General features: G+C 48.2%; 17 protein-coding genes and 1 tRNA gene. 4 read left to right on the top strand and 14 right to left on the bottom strand.

Annotated features, from left to right (window positions below; genetic code table 11):
* Positions 1 to 71 precede the first annotated feature (71 nt).
* From G459_RS0103570 to G459_RS0103545, 6 genes are all read right to left on the bottom strand, one after another.
* On the bottom strand, positions 72 to 1,277 hold the full coding sequence (locus G459_RS0103570) for a glycoside hydrolase family 57 protein (protein WP_026966412.1): 1,206 nt from the start codon (positions 1,275 to 1,277) through the stop codon (positions 72 to 74).
* A complete protein-coding gene (locus tag G459_RS0103565; RefSeq protein ID WP_026966411.1) occupies positions 1,274 to 2,563 on the bottom strand; it encodes a glycosyltransferase family 4 protein in 1,290 nt (429 codons plus the stop codon). Before G459_RS0103565 ends, G459_RS0103570 begins: the two co-directional genes overlap by 4 nt.
* Before the next feature lie 12 nt (positions 2,564 to 2,575).
* Positions 2,576 to 4,492, bottom strand: a complete 1,917-nt coding sequence (locus G459_RS0103560) for an amylo-alpha-1,6-glucosidase (RefSeq protein ID WP_026966410.1) — start codon at positions 4,490 to 4,492, stop codon at positions 2,576 to 2,578.
* Between the two features lie 114 nt (positions 4,493 to 4,606).
* Positions 4,607 to 4,747: a hypothetical protein gene (locus tag G459_RS26715; protein WP_157373264.1), complete on the bottom strand. Its 141-nt coding sequence runs from the start codon at positions 4,745 to 4,747 to the stop codon at positions 4,607 to 4,609.
* 91 nt (positions 4,748 to 4,838) lie between these two features.
* A tRNA-His gene (locus G459_RS0103550) sits at positions 4,839 to 4,914 on the bottom strand.
* 77 nt (positions 4,915 to 4,991) lie between these two features.
* Positions 4,992 to 6,335, bottom strand: a complete 1,344-nt coding sequence (locus G459_RS0103545; protein ID WP_026966409.1) for a dihydroorotase — start codon at positions 6,333 to 6,335, stop codon at positions 4,992 to 4,994.
* Between the two features lie 47 nt (positions 6,336 to 6,382).
* Here G459_RS0103545 and G459_RS0103540 point away from each other — a divergent pair, with 47 nt between their 5' ends.
* Entirely contained in the window at positions 6,383 to 7,744 is a 1,362-nt protein-coding gene (locus G459_RS0103540) for a DEAD/DEAH box helicase (RefSeq protein ID WP_026966408.1), read from the top strand.
* 36 nt (positions 7,745 to 7,780) lie between these two features.
* Here G459_RS0103540 and G459_RS0103535 read toward each other — a convergent pair whose 3' ends face one another.
* The gene (locus tag G459_RS0103535; protein WP_026966407.1) at positions 7,781 to 9,277 is read right to left on the bottom strand and encodes a M28 family peptidase; all 1,497 of its coding nucleotides are present in this window, start codon (positions 9,275 to 9,277) and stop codon (positions 7,781 to 7,783) included.
* A 191-nt stretch (positions 9,278 to 9,468) separates the two neighbouring features.
* Between G459_RS0103535 and gcvP the strand changes: the two genes are divergently transcribed.
* The gene (gene gcvP, locus G459_RS0103530) at positions 9,469 to 12,363 is read left to right on the top strand and encodes an aminomethyl-transferring glycine dehydrogenase (protein WP_026966406.1); all 2,895 of its coding nucleotides are present in this window, start codon (positions 9,469 to 9,471) and stop codon (positions 12,361 to 12,363) included.
* A 54-nt stretch (positions 12,364 to 12,417) separates the two neighbouring features.
* Here the strand turns inward: gcvP and G459_RS0103525 are convergent, their stop codons facing one another.
* The 3 genes from G459_RS0103525 to G459_RS0103515 all read right to left on the bottom strand — a co-directional run bounded on the left by G459_RS0103525 (position 12,418) and on the right by G459_RS0103515 (position 14,474).
* Entirely contained in the window at positions 12,418 to 12,729 is a 312-nt protein-coding gene (locus tag G459_RS0103525; protein WP_026966405.1) for a hypothetical protein, read from the bottom strand.
* 86 nt (positions 12,730 to 12,815) lie between these two features.
* Positions 12,816 to 13,694, bottom strand: coding sequence for a lipoyl synthase (gene lipA / locus G459_RS0103520; protein WP_026966404.1), 879 nt, complete (start codon positions 13,692 to 13,694; stop codon positions 12,816 to 12,818).
* Between the two features lie 54 nt (positions 13,695 to 13,748).
* Positions 13,749 to 14,474, bottom strand: coding sequence for a hypothetical protein (locus G459_RS0103515; RefSeq protein ID WP_026966403.1), 726 nt, complete (start codon positions 14,472 to 14,474; stop codon positions 13,749 to 13,751).
* 70 nt (positions 14,475 to 14,544) lie between these two features.
* On the opposite strand from G459_RS0103515, the gene G459_RS0103510 reads away from it, so the two are divergent.
* Together G459_RS0103510 and sdaAA are read left to right on the top strand one after the other, a co-directional pair.
* The gene (locus tag G459_RS0103510) at positions 14,545 to 14,949 is read left to right on the top strand and encodes an OsmC family protein (protein WP_026966402.1); all 405 of its coding nucleotides are present in this window, start codon (positions 14,545 to 14,547) and stop codon (positions 14,947 to 14,949) included.
* A 52-nt stretch (positions 14,950 to 15,001) separates the two neighbouring features.
* Positions 15,002 to 15,910, top strand: a complete 909-nt coding sequence (sdaAA, locus tag G459_RS0103505; RefSeq protein WP_026966401.1) for an L-serine ammonia-lyase, iron-sulfur-dependent, subunit alpha — start codon at positions 15,002 to 15,004, stop codon at positions 15,908 to 15,910.
* Here the strand turns inward: sdaAA and G459_RS0103500 are convergent.
* Genes G459_RS0103500 through G459_RS0103485 form a run of 4 tightly spaced genes read right to left on the bottom strand, consistent with a single transcriptional unit; the run spans position 15,899 to position 19,285 of the window.
* A complete protein-coding gene (locus tag G459_RS0103500) occupies positions 15,899 to 16,357 on the bottom strand; it encodes a hypothetical protein (RefSeq protein ID WP_026966400.1) in 459 nt (152 codons plus the stop codon). The two genes, sdaAA and G459_RS0103500, sit on opposite strands and share 12 nt — an antisense overlap.
* A complete protein-coding gene (locus G459_RS0103495; protein ID WP_026966399.1) occupies positions 16,354 to 17,295 on the bottom strand; it encodes a calcium/sodium antiporter in 942 nt (313 codons plus the stop codon). Before G459_RS0103495 ends, G459_RS0103500 begins: the two co-directional genes overlap by 4 nt.
* 4 nt (positions 17,296 to 17,299) lie before the next feature.
* Entirely contained in the window at positions 17,300 to 17,941 is a 642-nt protein-coding gene (gene upp / locus G459_RS0103490) for a uracil phosphoribosyltransferase (RefSeq protein WP_026966398.1), read from the bottom strand.
* A gap of 54 nt (positions 17,942 to 17,995) precedes the next feature.
* Positions 17,996 to 19,285 (bottom strand): OmpA family protein, encoded by a 1,290-nt coding sequence (locus tag G459_RS0103485; protein WP_026966397.1) that lies wholly within the window; start codon positions 19,283 to 19,285, stop codon positions 17,996 to 17,998.
* Positions 19,286 to 19,402 lie beyond the last annotated feature (117 nt).

Genomic DNA, 19,402 nt, shown 5'->3' with positions numbered 1-19,402 from the left:
AAAAATCCCAGTCACTGGGATTTTTTTGTTTAGAAATTTTCAGCTTCAAAAGCCATCCACACAGCTGTTTTTCAGCTCTGGAGTTCTGATTTTTTTTGCTTTACCCGGAGCATGAAGTCGCTGAGTACATTCATGAAATTGATGAATGCATCGTAAGGCGTGTCGTACGGGCTGAAGTATTCGTGAACAGATCCGTCAGAGAAGAACTTGGTACACATGTAGTAGAAGTGATCCGAGGTCTGGAGGTAACCCCAGTCACGTTTGATTTCCGGATCATCCAGGTCTTTGACGAGTTTTTCCAGTTCATACAATCGGTCAAAAGCTTCATCTTGCATGTCATTTCCCAGCCAGGCGGTCAAATCCCGCTCTTCATCAGCCCAGGATATCGGCACCGGCACGTGGATCTTGCTCACTGCCGCCGCATTTGCAGCTACTTCTGATGGCGTAGAAAAGCCGAAGTTGGAATGATTTAGAACCGCATCCGGAAGGTGTCGCATAAATTCGAAAATCCCGGTCTCTGCCCATTGGTGCTCCCCGAAGGTTTCATAATCCATAAACAGATTCAGGACTTGCTCTTCCTTGGGAATGGCATTGATCCACTTTACGAACTTCTCAGTCGTCAGCGGATAGTCAGCCCAAGTCTTATTGCTAAACCGGAAGGCGATGTCATCGGATAGCAGGAAGTTTTTGAGCAAAACTTTCAGCTTCGGTTCGATGGCGTTGGAGTAGACGTAGTTCGGGCTTTTCCAACCCAAAACGTGTTTTGCCCCTTCGGTCAACACTGCCTCATATCCGAGTTCGGCCACCATTGCGCCGATCTGATCGGAGTAGATCAATTCGGTGTTTCGAAAGACTTTTGGGGTATAGCCATTGAAGAGTTCTTTGATGCGGTCTTGGTGCTTTTTCACCAGCGCGTGAAATTCCTCCTTGCTCTTCAGCGCCGCCAGCGAGTGGGTGTAGGTCTCATTGAGCAATTCTACCTGGCCGGTCGCGACGAGCTTTTGGAAGCTTTCGAGCACATCCGGAGCATAAGCTTCCATCTGATCTAGAAAGGTGCCGGAGAGCGAAAAGGCAACTTTGAATTTGCCATTGTACTGATGGATGAGATCCAGCAGGAGGGCATTCATAGGCAAATAGCACTTCTGGGCTACTTTGCGGATCACATTTCGATTTAAGAAATCATCCCAATAGTGGTGGTCTTCTCCAATATCAAAAAATCGGTACGGTTTCAATCGAAAAGGCTGATGCACCTGAAAGTAAAAGCAGATGGTTCTCATGATCGTTCGGCTAAAGTTTTTTCATAAACAGTTACAAGCTTGGCAGCGACATGCTCCCACTTTAATTTTTTGAGTTCCTCGCTTCCCAGCTCTTTGAACATTCGGGAGATCCCATCGTAATGAAGCAGCGCAAAAATCGCATCTGCCATCGAATCGACATCCCAGAAATCCACCTTGATGGCATTTCTCAGCACTTCGGCGACGCCTGATTGCTTGGAGATGATCACTGGAGTATTATGCCTCACTGCCTCCAGAGGTGCAATGCCGAAAGGCTCCGACACGGATGGCATCACGTACACGTCAGAGATCGCATACATGTGATCCACATCGTCTCCTTTGAGAAATCCCGTGAAGTGAAATCGTGTGGCCATGCGCAGTTCCGCGACCCGATCAATCATCCTGTTGAGAAGATCGCCCGAGCCAGCCATGACAAACCGGACATTCGGATCGCGATCAATCACTTTTTTTGCGGCTTCGACGAAGTATTCAGGGCCTTTTTGGAAGGTGATCCTTCCCAGGAAAGTGACGATTTTCTCAGGTACTTTCTTCTCGTATGCTGACTTGATGATGCTGGCGTCGAGCACTGCATTGTGAAGTACGGTGACTTTACTGGCGGGAATCCCGTATTTCCGGATGATGATGTTTTTGGTCAGCTGGCTTACTGCCACGATATGGTCGGCCGCATGCATTCCCGCACGCTCGATGTCATAGACCGGTTGATTGACGGTCTCGCCAGACCGGTCAAACTCAGTCGCGTGGACGTGGACTACGAGTGGTTTTCCACTGATTTCTTTGGCTGCAATGCCAGCAGGGAATGCCAGCCAGTCGTGCGCATGGATGATGTCGAAGCTGTTTTTGTCCCGGGCGATCTGAGCGGCGACCAAGGCATACCGCGAGACTTCCTCCATGAGATTTTTGCCGTATTTGCCACTGAATTCAAACTTGTTGGAAAAGATACTCTCGTCCACGTCCGTACGGTCATGGATGGCATAGTCGGTGAATTTCTTGAATTCTTCAGGGCCTAAGTAGGGCACCAGAAAGCTGCTGACTTCTAGATAGGTAAGGTTTTTCCAGAATTTCTTAAAGCGTTTTTCCCGATAGTCTATCCTGACGTCACTTGCATTGACGAAGTCGGCCAAAGGCTCCTCATCACCCCAAAGTTTGGGCACCACAAAGATGACCTCCTGGTTATGGTGGTTCATTCCTTTGACCAAACCATAGCAGGCTGTGCCTAGTCCCCCGGAAATATGCGGCGGGAATTCCCACCCAAACATTAACACTTTCATAAAAAAGTCATTTTATATCCTGTTGACTAAGTCCATCATTCTGAGCAGTTCTGCTACGCTCCAAGCTTGGGAAATGGAGCCCTTGGGTCGGTGAGGAGGATCGCCGTCGTATATCTCTGCCACCGTTCCTACACCATATTGAGTCATGACATCGTCAAAACCTTTGATTATTTTCTGGACGAAGTTTTTGGAGGCTTTTCCATGCAGCTTTAGATAGCCTTCGGCAAAATGGCCCAGAAGCCAGGCCCAAACTGTGCCGTTGTGATACGCTTGATCTCTGCTGTTTTGATTTCCAAAATAATAGCCTTTGTATCCCGGGTCGTCTGGAGAAAGCGACCGAAGTCCTCGTGTGGTCAATAGTTTCGATTTGACGATCTCCAGGATTTTGTCGTTTTTCTCCTCACTTAGCATCATGTAAGGAAGTGAGGTCGCAAAGAGCATGTTAGGTCGGATTGACCAGTCTTTTTCCTCCCCGTTGACGACGTCCGCCAGATAGCCTTCGTCCTCGCACCAAAACTCCCGGTCAAACGACTCTTTCACTTGTGAAGCTAAGGCAGCATAAGCCCCCTCTCCCGTCAGTTCATGGAAGAAGCACAGCGCATTGTACCAAAGTGCCTGAATCTCTACCGGGCAGCCGATACGTGGAGTCACGGGGCCGTCCGAAGTGATTGCATCCATCCAGGTCAGGGCGACATCTGGACGGCCTCCCCAGATCAGACCGTCCGCCTGCATGTGAATATTGTAGTCAGTTCCTCGCTTGTACCCCTCGATGATCCCGCGGAGCTTTTCCAGATAGCGGTCTTGAATGGTTTTCTTGTCACCTGTGTAGACGATGTATTGCTGCAAGGTCCAAAAGAACCAAAGCGGAGCGTCTATTGAGGTCATGTTAGTGAAGTCGCCGCTGCCGATGTTTGGGAAAAGTGGTCCCTGCAGGTCTCTGGCCATAGTATCCATGATCTCCAGAAAAGTCGCCGTGTCGCCTCCCGACAGCGTCAGTCCCGGTGCCGCAAGAAAGGTATCTCTTCCCCACCAGCCAAACCAAGGATATCCGGCGATGATCCGGGTGTCTCCATCCCGACGGCGGATAAACTGTCCTGCGGAGTTTCTCAGGCAGTTTTCAAAATTATTTCTGGGGATTCTTCTGGAAATTTCTTTGTCAAAGGCATTTTGGCGGGTCGAAGGATCCGCTTCTGTCAGACCTGCTGAAAATATGACAGACTCGCCTTTTTCTATGTCAAATTCAAAGTAGCCCGGTACAAAAAGGTCTTCTTGGTAATCGTAGCCCCGTTCACGTTCCTGGATGTACTCAATATTGTGATACCATTCGGGCTTAGAGATGAACTCACCCTTTTTGGAGAGCTGGAGAAACAGCGGGTCATATTGTGGGTACAGCTTGAAACTCACGCCATTTGGCGCTTTCGCAAAATTCTTGTCGATCCGGTCGTTTTCTTTTATCAGACTGTGATAGCCTCTGAAAGCAAGGAATGGCTGGATCCGGACTTTAGTTTTGGAATTGGCCTCCAACAGGGTGTACCGGAGCATCACTCTGTCGCGGTTGGTGTCGAGGATCAGCTCTTTCTGCAGCACGACCCCTCCGACGCGATAGGTCAGTTTTGGAATCGGCTCCGAGTCGAAATCCTCCAAATACTTGTGCCCTCTGGGAGAGTAGTTGCCCGGAAACTTGCTGATGCCGAGGTTAAAGCTCGCGCCGTGCTGGATGACCGTCTCATGGACGGTAGACAGCATGACGTGGTTTTGCGAATCGATCTGCGGCTGCGGCACGACGAGGAGGCCGTGGTACTTTCGTGTGTTACATCCGATAATAGTAGTACTGGTGTAGGCACCTGACCGATTCGTCCGAATTGTCTCCCTCTCAAGAGAGTAATTCAGATTGATTAATTGGGTTTTATCAAAGTGGATATAACTCATAGGGGAAAAATTGTAAGAATTTAAAAATAGAGCTTTGCATCGATAAGAAAAATTATGCGGAAAAAATAAAAGGTTATGTTTCCATAACCTTTCCTAATGCAGAAGTAAAATGTTTCAGGAGTGAATCGCTTCCCGCTGGATTTCTTCAAAAATCCTGAGCGATTCTTCAAATTTCACGAAATAATTGTGGACGAGCCGGATATTTACGGGCTTCACCACCGGGAATTTGGGGGAGGATTTGTACAAAGTAAACATCTGAGTGTGGTTTAGTTTTTTCTGTTTTGTCAAATGCTGTGCCAACTTGCACCTAGTATAAAAAGCAAAAACCCCTCTATAAGAGGGGTTTGGGTGAAAGACCGGGTTCGAACCGGCGACCTCTGGATCCACAAACCAGCGCTCTAACCAGCTGAGCTACAATCACCGTGTGGACTATTTGAAAAGGTTATTCTCAAATGGTCTGCAAAAGTAATAATTATGACTACTTGGCGCAATACCAGTTTCAATTATTTCTCGAAAAAGTGATTCTTTCCCCTTTCTTTTCCTCGTGAAACTCGCCCTCTTCGTACACCAGATGTCCGGAAACGATCGTGTGGGTGACTTTGGAGCGGAAAGTGTGCCCCTCGAAGGGTGACCAACCGCATTTCGAGAGGATGTTTTCCTTCGAAACGGTCCAGGGAGAATCGAGATCTACGAGCACTAAGTCCGCAAAATAGTTTTCGCGGATGTAGCCTCTTTCACGGATTTGAAAAAGGACGGCCAGATTATGAGCCATTTTCTGGGCGATTTTCTCCAGGCTGATTTTTCCTTTTTGATAGAAATCCAGCATCGCTACCAAGCTGTGTTGATTCAAGGGGCCGCCGGAAGGAGCTTTCAAGTACGAAAGGGATTTCTCCTCCAAGGTATGAGGCGCGTGATCCGTTGCAATCACGTCGATCCGGTCGTCGAGCATGGCCTGAAAGATTTGATCCCGGTCATTTGCCGTTTTGACAGCGGGATTCCATTTGATCAGATTGCCTTTGGTGGTGTAGTCCTCCTCCGAAAACCACATGTGGTGGATGCAGGCTTCTGCTGTTACGCGTTTTTCTTCCAGAGGAATGGAATTGTCAAAAAGCTCCAGTTCCTTGGCAGTGCTGATGTGGAGGATATGAAGCTTGGTTCCGTACTTTTTGGCCATGGCTACCGCACGGCTGGAGGCATCGTAGCAAGCCTCTTCCGATCGGATTTTTGGGTGGAATTTAACCGGGATGTCCTCGCCGTAGATCGCTTTGAACTCTTCGAGGTTGGCCTTAATGATGTTGTCATTTTCGCTGTGGATGGCGATGAGCGTTTTGCATTCCTTGAAGATCTGCTCCAAAACCTCTGGATTGTCCACCAGCATATTGCCGGTCGAGGAGCCTTGAAAGATCTTTACTCCACAGACGTTTTCGGCGTCCACTTTCAAAATTTCTTCGAGATTGTCATTGGTGGCGCCAAAGAAGAATGAATAATTAGCAAGTGACACTTCGGATGCGCGGGTGTATTTTTGCTCCAAGAGATCGATCGTCACCGACTGCGGCACCGTGTTGGGCATCTCCATGAAGGTAGTCGTCCCACCGGCAACTCCGGCTTTGGCCTCCGTATAGATCTCAGCTTTATGTGTCAGGCCGGGCTCGCGGAAGTGTACCTGATCATCGATCACGCCTGGGAAAAGGTGTTTGCCCCGTCCATCAATGTGGATGTCAGCAGATTCGCTGCTCAGGTCTGCTCCGATCTTTGCAATCCGGCCATCCCTGACCAAAACATCGCCCGGGCTAATCCGGCCTTCATTGACTATATTTGCGCCGGTGATCAGGATACTTTTCATCGTTTCTTTCTTTTTCGATTACAGATTTCTCTCCAAAAATAACAATCATGAGTGATGAGGCCTTAGGTTTTGATGCTTTTAAGCTAAACAAGCAATTGCTGGATGCGGTGGCTTCTGCGGGCTATACCGTTCCGACACCGATTCAGCAGAAAGCCATTCCTCTGGCTTTGGCCGGACACGACGTGCTCGGTGTAGCACAAACCGGGACCGGGAAGACCGCTGCGTACATTTTGCCACTCCTGATGAAAGTGAAGTATGCGCAAGGACAACATCCCCGCGCGTTAATCTTAGCGCCGACCAGAGAGCTGGTGATGCAGATCGAGGAAGTTGCCAAGCAATTGGCTCAGAACACAGACCTCAGGATCGTCAGCCTATATGGAGGATTGGGGCCCAAGACTCAGATTGAGAATATCACTGCCGGCGTAGATATCATCATTTCTACCCCGGGCAGGTTTATGGATTTGTACCGAAAAGGGAATATCCTGCCCAAGGAGATCAAGACTATGGTCTTGGATGAGGCGGACAAGATCATGGACATGGGTTTTATGCCTCAGATCCGGTCGATCTTGGAAGTCATCCCGAGCAAACGACAAAACCTGCTTTTCTCCGCAACCTTCAGTGCCCGAGTCGAAACCCTCTCTGCCGAGTTTTTGGAGTTTCCTGAAAAAGTGGAAGTCACTCCCTCTGCGACCACTGCAGAAACGATTGCTCAGGTCAAATACCACGTGCCCAACATCAAGACCAAGATCAATCTTTTAGCTCATTTGTTGGAAAATGAAGAGATCAACCGCGCGATAATTTTTACCAGAAGCCGGAAAAATGCCGAGTCCGTGTTTAGCTTTTTGGAAAGAAAGAACATGGGCGAGATCCGCGTAATTCACGCCAACAAGGGCCAAAATACCCGGATCAACTCCATGGAGGATTTCAAAGGCGGCGAAGTCAGGATCTTGGTGGCAACCGACGTCGCCTCGAGAGGACTGGACGTGACGATGGTCTCCCACGTGATCAATTTTGACGTGCCGCTAATCTATGAGGATTATGTTCACCGAATCGGTCGAACCGGCCGTGCAGAGAATGAAGGCAAGGCCATCACTTTTGTCAATCCTGCCGAGATTTATCACTTTGAATGCATCGAAGATATGATCCGGATGCAGGTAGACCTGTTGCCGATTCCTGGCAAGGTGGACGTCCCTGAGACTCCTTTTGAAGAAAAGCAAGGCTACGCGAGAGAACTCGATCGACTGAAGCAGCGGGACAATCCGGATTACAAAGGGGCATTTCATGAGAAAAAGGCGATCCCCCCAAAAGCTAATATTGGCAAAGGAGAAAAAGTGAAAGCCAAAAAACACACGAAGAAGCCGAACAGAAACCAGCTGAAGACGAAGAATCAGAAGAATAAAGGCAAATAGAAAAGGCTCCCGTAATCATTCGGGAGCCTTTTTTTGTTATCTGTCTGTTCTTGTATTACTGCCGTCCACAGGAGGTTTTTGCTCGCGGTTGGCGAGATCCCAAGTGGTGTGGAAGATCAGCTGCGCCCGCTTGGTCATCAGCGGAAACTCGATCTTGTCCACCGTGTCAGTCACCTGGTGGTAGTCGTCGTGCACGCCGTTGAAGAAGAAGATCACGGGGATGTTGTGCTTCGCAAAGTTGTAGTGATCTGAGCGGTAGTAGAATCTGTTCGGATCGTCTGCAGCATCGTAGCGGTAGTCCAAGGTCAGGTTGGTGTAAGTGATGTTGTTGTATTCGTTGATTTTCTTGAGGTGAGAAGAAAGCATCTCAGAGCCGATCACGTACACGTAGTCTTTGTTTTCCTCTTTGTCGTATTCGTAGTCGATACGGCCGACCATGTCGATGTTGATATTCGTCACGGTGTTTGCCAGCGGGTAGATCGGGTTTTCTGAATAGTATTCCGATCCTAAAAGGCCTTTTTCTTCACCGGTCACATTCAGGAAGAGGATGCTTCTTCTTGGTTTGACGCCATCTTTGGCAGCCAAAGCAAATGCCTCAGCAATCTCCGTTACGGAGACTGTGCCGGAGCCATCGTCATCTGCACCGTTGAAGACTTCGCCTTCGCTGCTCACGCCCACATGATCGTAGTGCGAGGAGATGACGATTACTTCGTCTTTTTTGTCAGTTCCTTCGAGATAGCCCATCACGTTGTAAGCCTCCACCGGAGTTTTGGTTTTCACCACTTGGTAGGTAGCTTTTTGCGAAGCGATGGTTTCAGGAGTTGATTTGGCGGCTTCTTTTAGCGTCTCCACTGGAGTTCCAAAAAGCTGGCCCATCTTATCTGAGCTGACCATGTAGATTGGTCTTTGCTTGGTTTCCTCATCGAATCCGATTCTGCCTTTGTCTGACAAGGTCTTGTATCTGCCGGCGATCCGGTCAAAGTTGGCCTGGCCTTCCATCGATACGATCACGATGCCGGCAGCACCTGCGTCCATCACTTTGGTGACCAGATCATTGCTGCGGACACCGACAGCCCAAAGGCCGACAAGTTTGCCTTTGATATCTACTTTTGCCAGATTTTCATCGGTCACAAGTCCTAAAAAGACCAATTCGGTTTTTGCGGCTTTGGCCATATCTCCGTCGCCTACAAACACGAAATCTTGGTTTTCAACCAGTTTCGCTTTGCCGACTTGAAGGGTGACTTTCGTGTATTTGGAGCTTACCAAAGGAACAGCTTGAAGGTAACTGCCATTGACAGGCGCTGCAAACCCGAGGCTTTTATAGAAGTCGGCAAGGTAGTTTGCTGCAATCTTCCCCTCTTCCGAACCGGTATCGCGGCCTTTCATTTCGTCGGAGGCGAGATAGGTCAGTCTTTTGGTCAGATCTTCCACGGTGATCGTGTTGGCATACTTCACTTGCGCTGGTGCCTGGGCAAAGCTTGGCAGAGCCAATCCTACCGCCAAAGCGCCACTTAGAATTAATCCTTTGTTCATACAATTTTGTGATTAGGGCGCTAAACTAGGTAAATTTTTAACCCTTGGAAAAACCGCCCGTCAATAAGGTGTCGGACACAGGAAAATATTAGCCTGCCTCAAAGGCTTTTGCTTGGAGAAATCGTACCTTTGCGCTCTTAAAATCAGGATGATTTCAAACCCAAATACGTCACTCTACCCAAACGTACTTTATGCAGATCAATCTTTCTAACGCTGTCAAATTTGAGAACAGACACAACGGCCCGACAGAAGCGGAAATCGCTGAAATGTTGGAGAAAATCGGAGCCTCTTCCCTTGAGGAATTAATTAACCAGACCGTCCCGGAATCGATTCAATCCAAGCGTCCACTGGACCTTCCGAAGGCGAAGCTGGAGTCCGAGTTTTTGGCTGATTTCAAGAAACTGGCTTCCAAAAACAAGGTCTTCAAATCATTCATCGGTTTGGGCTACTACGACACCATCGTACCTGGGGTCGTGCTTAGAAACGTATTGGAAAATCCAGGATGGTACACAGCATATACGCCTTATCAGGCCGAAATCGCCCAAGGTCGTTTGGAAGCGCTGATCAACTTCCAGACTGTGGTCATGGAATTGACCGGAATGCAACTCGCGAATGCCTCGCTTTTAGATGAAGGAACCGCTGCTGCAGAAGCGATGAACATGCTTCATGCGGTCAAGCCGAGAGAGAAGAAAAATGCCCATAAGTTTTTCGTCGACGAAAAGGTATTCCCTCAGACCAAGGCTGTATTGTCTACCAGAGCGGAGCCGATCGGAATTGAGCTGGTTGTTGGATCATTGGCCGATTTGGATTTGACCGATCCCGAGTTGTACGGGATCTTGATCCAGTATCCCAACTCTGACGGAGCTGTTTCCGACTACTCGGCCTTGGTAGCTTCCGCAAAAGAGAACAAAGTCACTACCGCATTTGCGGCGGATTTGTTGGCCTTGACATTGCTGACCGCTCCGGGAGAAATGGGAGCAGACGTGGTCGTAGGTTCAGCGCAGCGATTTGGCGTACCGATGGGCTATGGCGGACCGCATGCTGGATTTTTCGCAACCAAAGACGACTACAAAAGACAGATTCCGGGCAGAATTATCGGGGTTTCCCTCGACCGTGCCGGAAACAAAGCTTATAGAATGGCTCTCCAGACTCGGGAGCAGCACATCAAAAGAGAAAAAGCAACCTCCAACATCTGTACCGCTCAGGTTCTTTTGAGCGTGATGGCGAGCTTCTACGCGGTTTATCACGGGCCTCAGGGATTGAAGAATATCGCCCTTAGAGCACACGGTTTGGCTAAATTGACCGCTCAGGCGCTCAAGCAAGTTGGTCTCAATGTGGCTGAACAAAGCTTCTTCGATACTATTCAAGTGAAGATGAGCGATGTCGCTAGAGAGCGGGTGAGAGGCTTGGCGCTTGGCGCAAAGATGAATTTCCGATACGACACGGATTCTGTATTCATCACCTTTGATGAGACCAAGAGTTTGGAGGATGTCAAAACCATTGTGAATATTTTCGCAGCAGAAGAAGGCAAGCATACGTTGGATCTGAATGAACTGGTGGCAAACCTGGAGTTGGAGCTTCCCGAAGGCCTGAAGAGAAAGTCAGACTACCTCACGCATCCGGTCTTCAACAGCTACCACTCCGAGCATGAAATGCTTCGATACATCAAGCGATTGGAGAATAAGGATCTTTCACTGGTGCACTCCATGATTTCCTTGGGTTCTTGTACCATGAAGCTGAATGCAACTGCGGAGATGATCCCAGTGACCTGGCCGGAATTCGGTCAGCTTCACCCGTTTGCTCCGATGGACCAGACGCTGGGTTACCAGGAGCTTTTCACTAACCTCAGAACTTGGCTGACTGAGATCACCGGTTTTGCCGATACTTCCCTTCAGCCAAACTCTGGCGCGCAGGGAGAGTATGCTGGCCTGATGGTCATCCGAGCATATCATATGAGCCGCGGCGAAGGCCACAGAAATGTGTCTCTCATTCCTACCTCCGCTCACGGGACTAACCCTGCTTCTGCTGTCATGGCGGGAATGAAAGTGGTGTTGGTGATGTGCGACGAAAAGGGAAACATCGATATCGACGACTTGAGAGCAAAAGCAGCTGAACACGCCAATGATCTATCCTGCCTGATGGTGACTTACCCTTCTACTCACGGCGTCTTCGAAGAGGGAATCCGCGAGATCTGCGGTATCATCCACGAAAACGGCGGCCAAGTCTACATGGACGGCGCGAACATGAATGCGCAGGTCGGATTGACTTCCCCAGGAGGCATCGGCGCTGACGTCTGTCACCTAAACCTGCACAAGACTTTCTGTATTCCTCACGGTGGTGGTGGACCTGGCATGGGCCCAATCTGTGTGGCTAGCCACTTGGCACCTTTCCTTCCCGGAAACCCGATCGTGAAAACAGGCGGAGAGTTTGCGGTTTCAGCTATTTCATCAGCGCCTTACGGCAGCGCGAGCATCTTGCCAATATCGTACGCCTACATCGCGATGATGGGCGGAGACGGCCTGACCAATGCGACCAAGATGGCAATCTTGAACGCGAACTACATTAAGGAAAGATTGAGTGGACATTTCCCGATTCTCTACACGGGAACCAAAGGCCGCGCTGCACACGAGATGATCGTGGATTGCAGAGCTTTCAAGGAAGTGGGAGTTGAGGTCGAAGATATCGCCAAGCGACTGATGGATTATGGCTTCCACGCGCCGACAGTTTCTTTTCCTGTTGCTGGGACCTTGATGATCGAGCCGACCGAATCAGAGACCAAGGCTGAACTGGATAAGTTCTGTGATGCGCTGCTGTCTATCCGTGCGGAGATCCAAGAGATCGAAGATGGAAAAGCTGACAGGGTTGAAAACGTGTTGAAAAATGCGCCACACACCGCTACGATGGTACTGACCGGCGAGTGGACTCTTCCTTACACCAGAGAGAAAGCAGTGTTCCCATTGAGCTATGTGAAAGAAAACAAGTTTTGGCCAACTGTGCGAAGAATCGATTCTGCCTACGGTGACAGAAATCTCGTTTGTAGCTGCATTCCAGTCGAGGAATACGCAGAGACATCGGAGCTAGCTTAAGGATTTGTTCCCAAAAAAAATGCAAGAGGCTGCCATCGGCGGCCTCTTGTCGTTTTAGTCGGCCGGTATTTGGTTGGGTTCGGAAAGTTCGATTTCCAGTCCGCCAAATTTTTTAGCGACAAAATTATAGATTGCCGCTCCCAAGGCGCCGATGACAAACCCGACTACGCCGTAAAAGATTGGAATTATGATCAGCATAGCAATTCCAAGTCCACCCGAATCTGATAAGGGCAATCCATCGCCTAATCCTCCTATAAGAGAGAACATAAGCGCATAAATTATCCCGATAAAAATGCCCAATAAGCCTAACGTGAGGCCATAAACTTTGGCGGCTGAACCGACTCCTATTCTGTTGACTACTTGCATATTATGTCGTGTAAGATGTTTAGTTGGAAAAATATAAGCATAAAAAAAGCTCGTTGCAAAACGAGCTTTTAAATTTTTTTGCTGATTTAGACGTTTACGTGCCTCTCTGCATGGTAGGAGGATCGCACCAATGGCCCGGATTCAACGTATTTTAATCCTCTTGCCAACCCCTCTTCTCTATATTCTGCGAAGAGATCTGGATGGATAAATTCCGCCACCTCGATGTGCATCTTGGTTGGCTGGAGATATTGTCCCAAAGTCAGGATGTCACAGCCGTTTGCCGCCAAATCATCCATCGCTTTCAGGACTTCTTCCTTTTGCTCTCCCAAACCGAGCATGATGCCCGTCTTAGTTCGCTTGCCAAATTCTTTGGTCAGCTTGATCTGCTCCAGAGAGCGCTCATATTTAGCTTGAGGTCTCACTCTCCGGTAAAGGCTTCCGACCGTTTCCATGTTGTGAGAGACGACTTCCTGGCCTCCTTCGATCATTCTGTATAGAGCGTCCCAATTGGACTTAACATCCGGAATGAGTGTTTCGATGGTGGTGGCGGGAGAAAGCTCTTTGGTCTGAACGACCGTTTGGTACCAGATTTCAGCTCCTTTGTCTTTCAATTCATCTCTGTTTACCGAGGTAATGACGGCATGCTTCACGCCCATGAGCTTGATAGCTTCAGCCACTCGTCTTGGCTCATCGGTATCATACTCCGGCGGTCTTCCCGTCGCTACTGCACAGAAGGAGCAAGAGCGCGTACAGACATTTCCCAAGATCATGAAAGTCGCTGTCCCGGCTCCCCAGCATTCTCCCATGTTTGGGCAGTTGCCGCTTTCACAGATGGTGTGGAGTTTATGCTCGTCGACAAGTTTTCTGACTTTGGCGTATTCTTTTCCGACAGGCAGCTTCACTCGCAGCCAATCTGGCTTTTTGCGACGGGTTGCCTCTTCGGATATTACGGGTAATTCAATCATCACTTTCGGATTTGTTGCAAAGGTAATTCAGGCAGGCCCAAATCCCAATTTCATTTACTTCCGGAAACCGTAGAAGAACGTGAAATAGGCAGATTGGAAGATCTGGTTGTTCTCAGTGGTTGGAATTAGAGGGATCTCTTTGTTGTATCCTTCCAGCATATAGCCCAGTTCCAATCCCGAGGCACTGCTTCGGAACACTCCAAACTCAAACATCAGAGCTGCTTTTAAAGTTGCACCAAATGCCACTTCCGATTGCCCGATTCCTTCTAGGAGACTGCCGGTTCCCAAGATATTTCCTCGTTGATGAATTTCCGGGTCAAATTGTACAGTCACTGTTTCCACTCTATTGACATAATATTCGATGTAATAGGGTGCTATAATTCCAACGGTAGGCCCTACAGCGGCAAGGGCGCTGACTTGAACTCCCTGATTGGGGGCTTTTTTGAAAAGGACTATCTCTCGTCCATAGTGAGGGCGGATCGCATATAGGTAGTTGGACTTTCCAAAAATAAAGCTGTTTCCGAGGGGAGTTCGGTATCGGGCCTCTTTCGGGTTTTTCACATTCGAAAGCTCGATTCCCCAAAAAGAAAACTGTGAGTCGTCAATTCGTGTACCGGCTTTGAACACAAAGCCCCCAATCAACCCCCCGTTTGTGTTTTTATTGATGCCAAAAAGATATTCTTTGTCATATTCATAGTTGCCGACGTCTTCGCGCTGCGCAAAAACAGTGGTAAACGAAAACAGAAAGAAAAGAGAGGAGAGTAATTTCAGCTTGCCCATTCGAATTGGTCGAAAATATTGCCCTATTTTTGGCTTAAAGTATTTAACTGAATTTTAAAAGTAAGAGTTTATGCCCACTATAAAAAGTTCGTATTTAGGGAATTTGAGAACCCAATCTGAGCATCTCCAGTCCGGTACAAAAATAATCTCAGACGCACCAGTGGACAACAACGGTAAGGGAGAGGCGTTTTCTCCTACCGACTTGGTGTCAAGTGCATTAGCGAGTTGCATGGTGACCATCATGGGGATCGTGGCAGCGAGAGACGGGGTAGATCTGGAAGGGCTTTCGTGGGAAGTGACCAAGATCATGCAGGCTTCACCCAGAAAGATTCAGGAGATTGTGGTGGATTTTCATTGGGATAGTCCAGTGTCTGACTCCGCTTTGATCCAAAAGCTTAAAAACGCTGCCCGTACTTGTCCCGTGGCATTAAGCTTGGATCCTGCGATTCTGCAGACGGTTAATTTCAACTTTTGAGAGGAGCGATTTCCTTGACCGATTACTTCTACATCTATAAACCCAAGTATGTATGTCCTATCTTTTTGAAAGCTTCAAGGGCTGGAAACAGTATTGCGAGAGTGCTGACGTCAGCCTCGTCCAATCGGTCATAGAGTATGAGGTAGATCAGAAAGATTCCTCGGAGGAAAAAATAATGACTGGTCTTCAGCACGCATACACAGTGATGAAAGAGGCCGTCAAAACTGGCTTAGAGGACGAAATGACGTCGCGATCGGGCATGATCAACAATGGGGCGAAAAAGGTTTACAATCATCCCTTGGCCGTGCTTTCTCCTGAATTTCAAAAATTGATTTCAAGAGCCCTCGCCGCCAAAGAGGTCAATTCCTGTATGGGTAGGGTGGTCGCCGCACCTACAGCGGGGGCTTCCGGGATTCTCCCGGGTACAATGGTGACGCTACAGGAAATCCACGGCTTGCCGGATTCCAAAATCTTGGAAGGTCTGCTGATCGGAGCGGGTATCGCATTGATTATCGAGGAAAAAGCAAGCTTGGCAGGAGCCGTGGGCGGATGTCAGGCAGAGACAGGTTCAGCGGCGGCGATGGCTGCCGGGGCGATCGTTTATGCTCTCGAGGGGACCGTGGACCAGATCTTCAACGCCGTAGCGATCACGATTCAGTGCATGCTTGGGCTGGTGTGTGATCCAGTAGCCGGCTTGGTAGAAGTGCCCTGTGTGGTGCGAAATGCCAGTGCCGCTGCTATTGCCTTCAGCTCGGCGCAGATCGCCTTGGCAAATGTGAATGCCGTGATCCCGGTGGATGAGTGTATCGAAGCGATGGGGGAAATTGGGTCGTCCATGGAAAGTAGGTACAAAGAAACAGCCATGGGAGGGCTTGCCGCTACTTTGACCGGACAGGAAATTGCAAACCGGGTTTTGATTCAGGATATAGAGATTCTACCCGATGAAAGTCTACCCGAATAGCCGACTAAAGAAGGGAATCTGAAGAATCTTATCAATAGTAAGTCCAAATACTGTTGACCACAAAAGGGCGCTCCACAGCATATGGAAGTATATTTTTCGTTTCTTGGTGCCAAAGGAAACCAAGATGAGTGTCCCGCCGATGGGAGTCAGTAGGATTGGGGTGACAAAAGCAATTCCTATCTCGCCGTATTTTGCCCAAAGTCGGACAATAGCTCGATTTTTTTTTGAGAAAATCGGGCTTTTCTTTTTTGTGTTGAGAGCCAGGATTCTTTTGAACTGAATGCCTAAGAGCGTGAAAATAAACACACTGGTCATCATACCCGAAACGGTAACCAAGACGATTTTCCAGATGCTATACCCGGCTGCATTGCCCAGCAAAGGACCAGCGATGAATTTGAACATACTCAGAAAATAGATCCCAAAGAAGGTGATCAAGGACTCGTTCATAGCAGGAAAACCAAATATGCGATATAGGCAATGAGAAGTATCAGACCCTCGACCTTGGATATACGCATTTTTGTCTTCATCAGAGGAAAAAGAAGAATTGAAATCCCAATCATCCAAAGGTAATCCGACTGGATAAACGCATCGGAGATATAGATCGGCTTTATGATTCCAGTTAACCCTATGATAGATAGGATGTTCATAATATTACTTCCCAGTATATTACCCAAAGCTAAATCGGTCCGTTTGAACAGAGCTGCTATTATAGAGGTAATCAACTCTGGAAGGCTGGTGCCAATTGCGATGATTGTGACCCCGATGACCCGTTCGGAAACGCCAAATTCCCTTGAGATCGCCACAGCGTTATTTACCAGGAGCTCTGATCCAAAATATAGCCCTACGATGCCGCCAACAAAAAGCCCAATGGATCCCATCCAAGAGTAGTTCTTAACCTCCTCTATTTCTTCTTCGACTAGTTCGTTTTCCGGCTGAATTCCCTTGCCGATATTTTTAAAGAGGTAGGCGTTGAATCCTACAAATGCAACAAAAAGGATACTTCCTTCGATTCGGGAGATTTTTAAATCCAAGCTCAAAAAGTAAAAGACTAGGGTTACTAGCACCATCATGGCGTATTCAAAACGAACATGGCTTTTTCGGATGACGATCGGATAGAAAAGGCCGCTGATTCCTAGTACTAGGCCGATATTTGCAATGTTGGACCCGACCACGTTTCCAATAGCGATCTCGCTGTTCCCTTTAAGAGCTGCCGTTAGACTCACCAAAAGTTCGGGCGCGGAAGTGCCAAACGCTACTACTGTCAGTCCAATTAACCCCGTACTCATTCCGAGTTTTAGAGCGATCGACGAAGCTCCGTCGACTAGGATTTTTCCACCGAAGAGGAGAATGATTAGACCTAAAGCCAGCAAAAGATAAACCGTCATTTGATCATAGTTTTTCCCCGAAAGCCAAGTCCCCTGCATCACCCAAGCCGGGGACAATGTAGGACCGTTCGTTGAGCGAGAGGTCAATAGAACCGATCCAGAACTTATAAGGTACCTGAATATGTTTTTGGATGTATTCTATTCCTTCCGGTGATGCGATCGCGGCAGCGATGTGAATGATCTCCGGAGTTCCATGTGAGAGAATTGTTTCAATAGTCCGGACAAATGACTTCCCTGTTGCAAGCATTGGATCGGCCAAGATCAGAATCCTTCCTTCAAGATTTGGACTGGCGTGATAGCCTAGGTTGATTTTGATTTCTCCAAGTCCTTCTTCACGGAAAGCACCGATAAATCCGCTGTCTGCTTGATCAAAGAAATTTAGGAATCCATTGTAAAAAGGGAGCGAAGCTCTCAAAACTGCGACAATTACCGGATTGGCCGCCGGAATTTTTACAGTTGTTTGCGCTAGGGGTGTTTGTATGTCTTTGACTCGGAAAGGAAGACTTTTGGAGATTTCATAGGCTAAAATTTCTCCGACTCGCTCCAGATTTTTGCGAAATCGCAACCGGTCTCCTTGGATGGTTACGTCCCGGAGTTCGGCGATAAACTGATTTCCGACCGAGTTGAATTCTGTTAGAACAAACATTCACAAGTATAAAGAAAAAGCCCGGCTGTTGAAAACCGGGCTTTATACTGACATTTATTTGATCTCGAAACTCGTCCTCCGGGCCATTTGACGTGCGTCGGGTGAGGATTTGTCTACGCTGGTATCTTCTCCATATCCTTTGTAGCTGAGCCTTGATGAGTCCACTCCGGCAGAGATCAATAGGTCGTAGACTGCTTTTGCCCGTTTTTCGGACAGCTTTATGTTGTAGTTTTCCTCCCCCAGTTCATCAGCAAAGCCTTTGACCTCGAGGTTTATTCCCGGGTTTTTTTGAAGAAAATTTGCTACAAAAGCCGCGGACGAATTGGAATATGACAAAGGCTTGGAGCTGTCGAACCCAAAGTACACATTGACATATCCTTCTTCAATCGCTTTTCTGAGATAGTCTGCCTGCTCGGTGATTTCTTCAACCGGGCAGCCTCCGGTAGAGCTGGGGCCTGGGAGAAACGGACACTTGTCCAAATGGTCCGCAGTACCATCCTGATCTGAGTCAAGTGTCATTCCATTGAAACTAACTCGCGCGCCTGTCGGCGTATTGGGCTCTTTGTCGAGGTAATCTGACACGCCATCTCCGTCAGAATCCTTCAGCATATCTTTGATACCATCGATAGCTTCTGCGAGTTCCACTTTTGTGGCGTATTTATCGGCGGCAATATACCAATCGGCGTGCTGCTCGGCTTTTCCAAGATAGAAGTTCAGGCCAAGAGTTCCGGTCCACCACGTGCCGGTGGCATGAACGTAGGGATTTTGGAGAGGATCCGGTTGAACATCAGCATTGTATGCGTTACCGTCAAAGGTGTAAGTCTGTCGACCATTTACATTCACTGATATGTCTCCTGAGAGAGAAATTCTATCGCTCAATCGGAAAAGAGGGGTTATGCCAGAGGTAATGATATAGTAGTAGTCGTCTTCTGTAGTTCTAACTTGCTTTTCGAAGCTCATTTTTCCGCCGCCTGCCCCGAGATGAGCTAACAGCGTAAACTTTTTTGAGAATGATTCGAAATTCATCATTCTCCCAACATTCCCGACACCCTGCGCGGTCAAAGTCAGATATTTGGTAGTGAATTCGGGGCTCTCTCCATTCACTTCGTGAAAGCTCCCTAATCCAAGGTTACCTTTGAACCCGAAATACTCGTTGACCATGTGCCGGGCTCCTAGATCAATATGGCCGATGTTTAACGTCGGAGAGAGATACCCGGGAGTCAGTGGACCCATTGCCTTATTGAATCCTCCATTTACTTCCAGAGACCATCGATTGAAATCTTTTTGGGCAAAAGTAAGCGAAGCCACTCCCAAAAGGAGTGTGGATAATATTAGTTTTCTCATTTTGGTAATCAGGGTGAAATGTGGATGACTCGCCAAAATTATTAAAAATCAGAGACTTTCGCCAAAGGGCATAAAAAAAGCCCGATCAAACTGATCGGGCTCTTGATATTTGAGTTG

Origin of the sequence: Algoriphagus terrigena DSM 22685, assembly GCF_000429445.1 — a bacterium.
Taxonomy (GTDB): Bacteria; Bacteroidota; Bacteroidia; order Cytophagales; family Cyclobacteriaceae; genus Algoriphagus; species Algoriphagus terrigena.
This window is presented reverse-complemented; position numbering and strand designations above follow the sequence as displayed.

Bases quoted from the DNA above. Each gene is read 5' to 3' on its own strand.
- G459_RS0103570 (WP_026966412.1), bottom strand. From the start codon at position 1,277: ATGAGAACCATCTGCTTTTACTTTCAGGTGCATCAGCCTTTTCGATTG.
- G459_RS0103565 (WP_026966411.1), bottom strand. From the start codon at position 2,563: ATGAAAGTGTTAATGTTTGGGTGGGAATTCCCGCCGCATATTTCCGGG.
- G459_RS0103560 (WP_026966410.1), bottom strand. From the start codon at position 4,492: ATGAGTTATATCCACTTTGATAAAACCCAATTAATCAATCTGAATTAC.
- G459_RS26715 (WP_157373264.1), bottom strand. From the start codon at position 4,747: ATGTTTACTTTGTACAAATCCTCCCCCAAATTCCCGGTGGTGAAGCCC.
- G459_RS0103545 (WP_026966409.1), bottom strand. From the start codon at position 6,335: ATGAAAAGTATCCTGATCACCGGCGCAAATATAGTCAATGAAGGCCGG.
- G459_RS0103540 (WP_026966408.1), top strand. From the start codon at position 6,383: ATGAGTGATGAGGCCTTAGGTTTTGATGCTTTTAAGCTAAACAAGCAA.
- G459_RS0103535 (WP_026966407.1), bottom strand. From the start codon at position 9,277: ATGAACAAAGGATTAATTCTAAGTGGCGCTTTGGCGGTAGGATTGGCT.
- gcvP (WP_026966406.1), top strand. From the start codon at position 9,469: ATGCAGATCAATCTTTCTAACGCTGTCAAATTTGAGAACAGACACAAC.
- G459_RS0103525 (WP_026966405.1), bottom strand. From the start codon at position 12,729: ATGCAAGTAGTCAACAGAATAGGAGTCGGTTCAGCCGCCAAAGTTTAT.
- lipA (WP_026966404.1), bottom strand. From the start codon at position 13,694: ATGATTGAATTACCCGTAATATCCGAAGAGGCAACCCGTCGCAAAAAG.
- G459_RS0103515 (WP_026966403.1), bottom strand. From the start codon at position 14,474: ATGGGCAAGCTGAAATTACTCTCCTCTCTTTTCTTTCTGTTTTCGTTT.
- G459_RS0103510 (WP_026966402.1), top strand. From the start codon at position 14,545: ATGCCCACTATAAAAAGTTCGTATTTAGGGAATTTGAGAACCCAATCT.
- sdaAA (WP_026966401.1), top strand. From the start codon at position 15,002: ATGTCCTATCTTTTTGAAAGCTTCAAGGGCTGGAAACAGTATTGCGAG.
- G459_RS0103500 (WP_026966400.1), bottom strand. From the start codon at position 16,357: ATGAACGAGTCCTTGATCACCTTCTTTGGGATCTATTTTCTGAGTATG.
- G459_RS0103495 (WP_026966399.1), bottom strand. From the start codon at position 17,295: ATGACGGTTTATCTTTTGCTGGCTTTAGGTCTAATCATTCTCCTCTTC.
- upp (WP_026966398.1), bottom strand. From the start codon at position 17,941: ATGTTTGTTCTAACAGAATTCAACTCGGTCGGAAATCAGTTTATCGCC.
- G459_RS0103485 (WP_026966397.1), bottom strand. From the start codon at position 19,285: ATGAGAAAACTAATATTATCCACACTCCTTTTGGGAGTGGCTTCGCTT.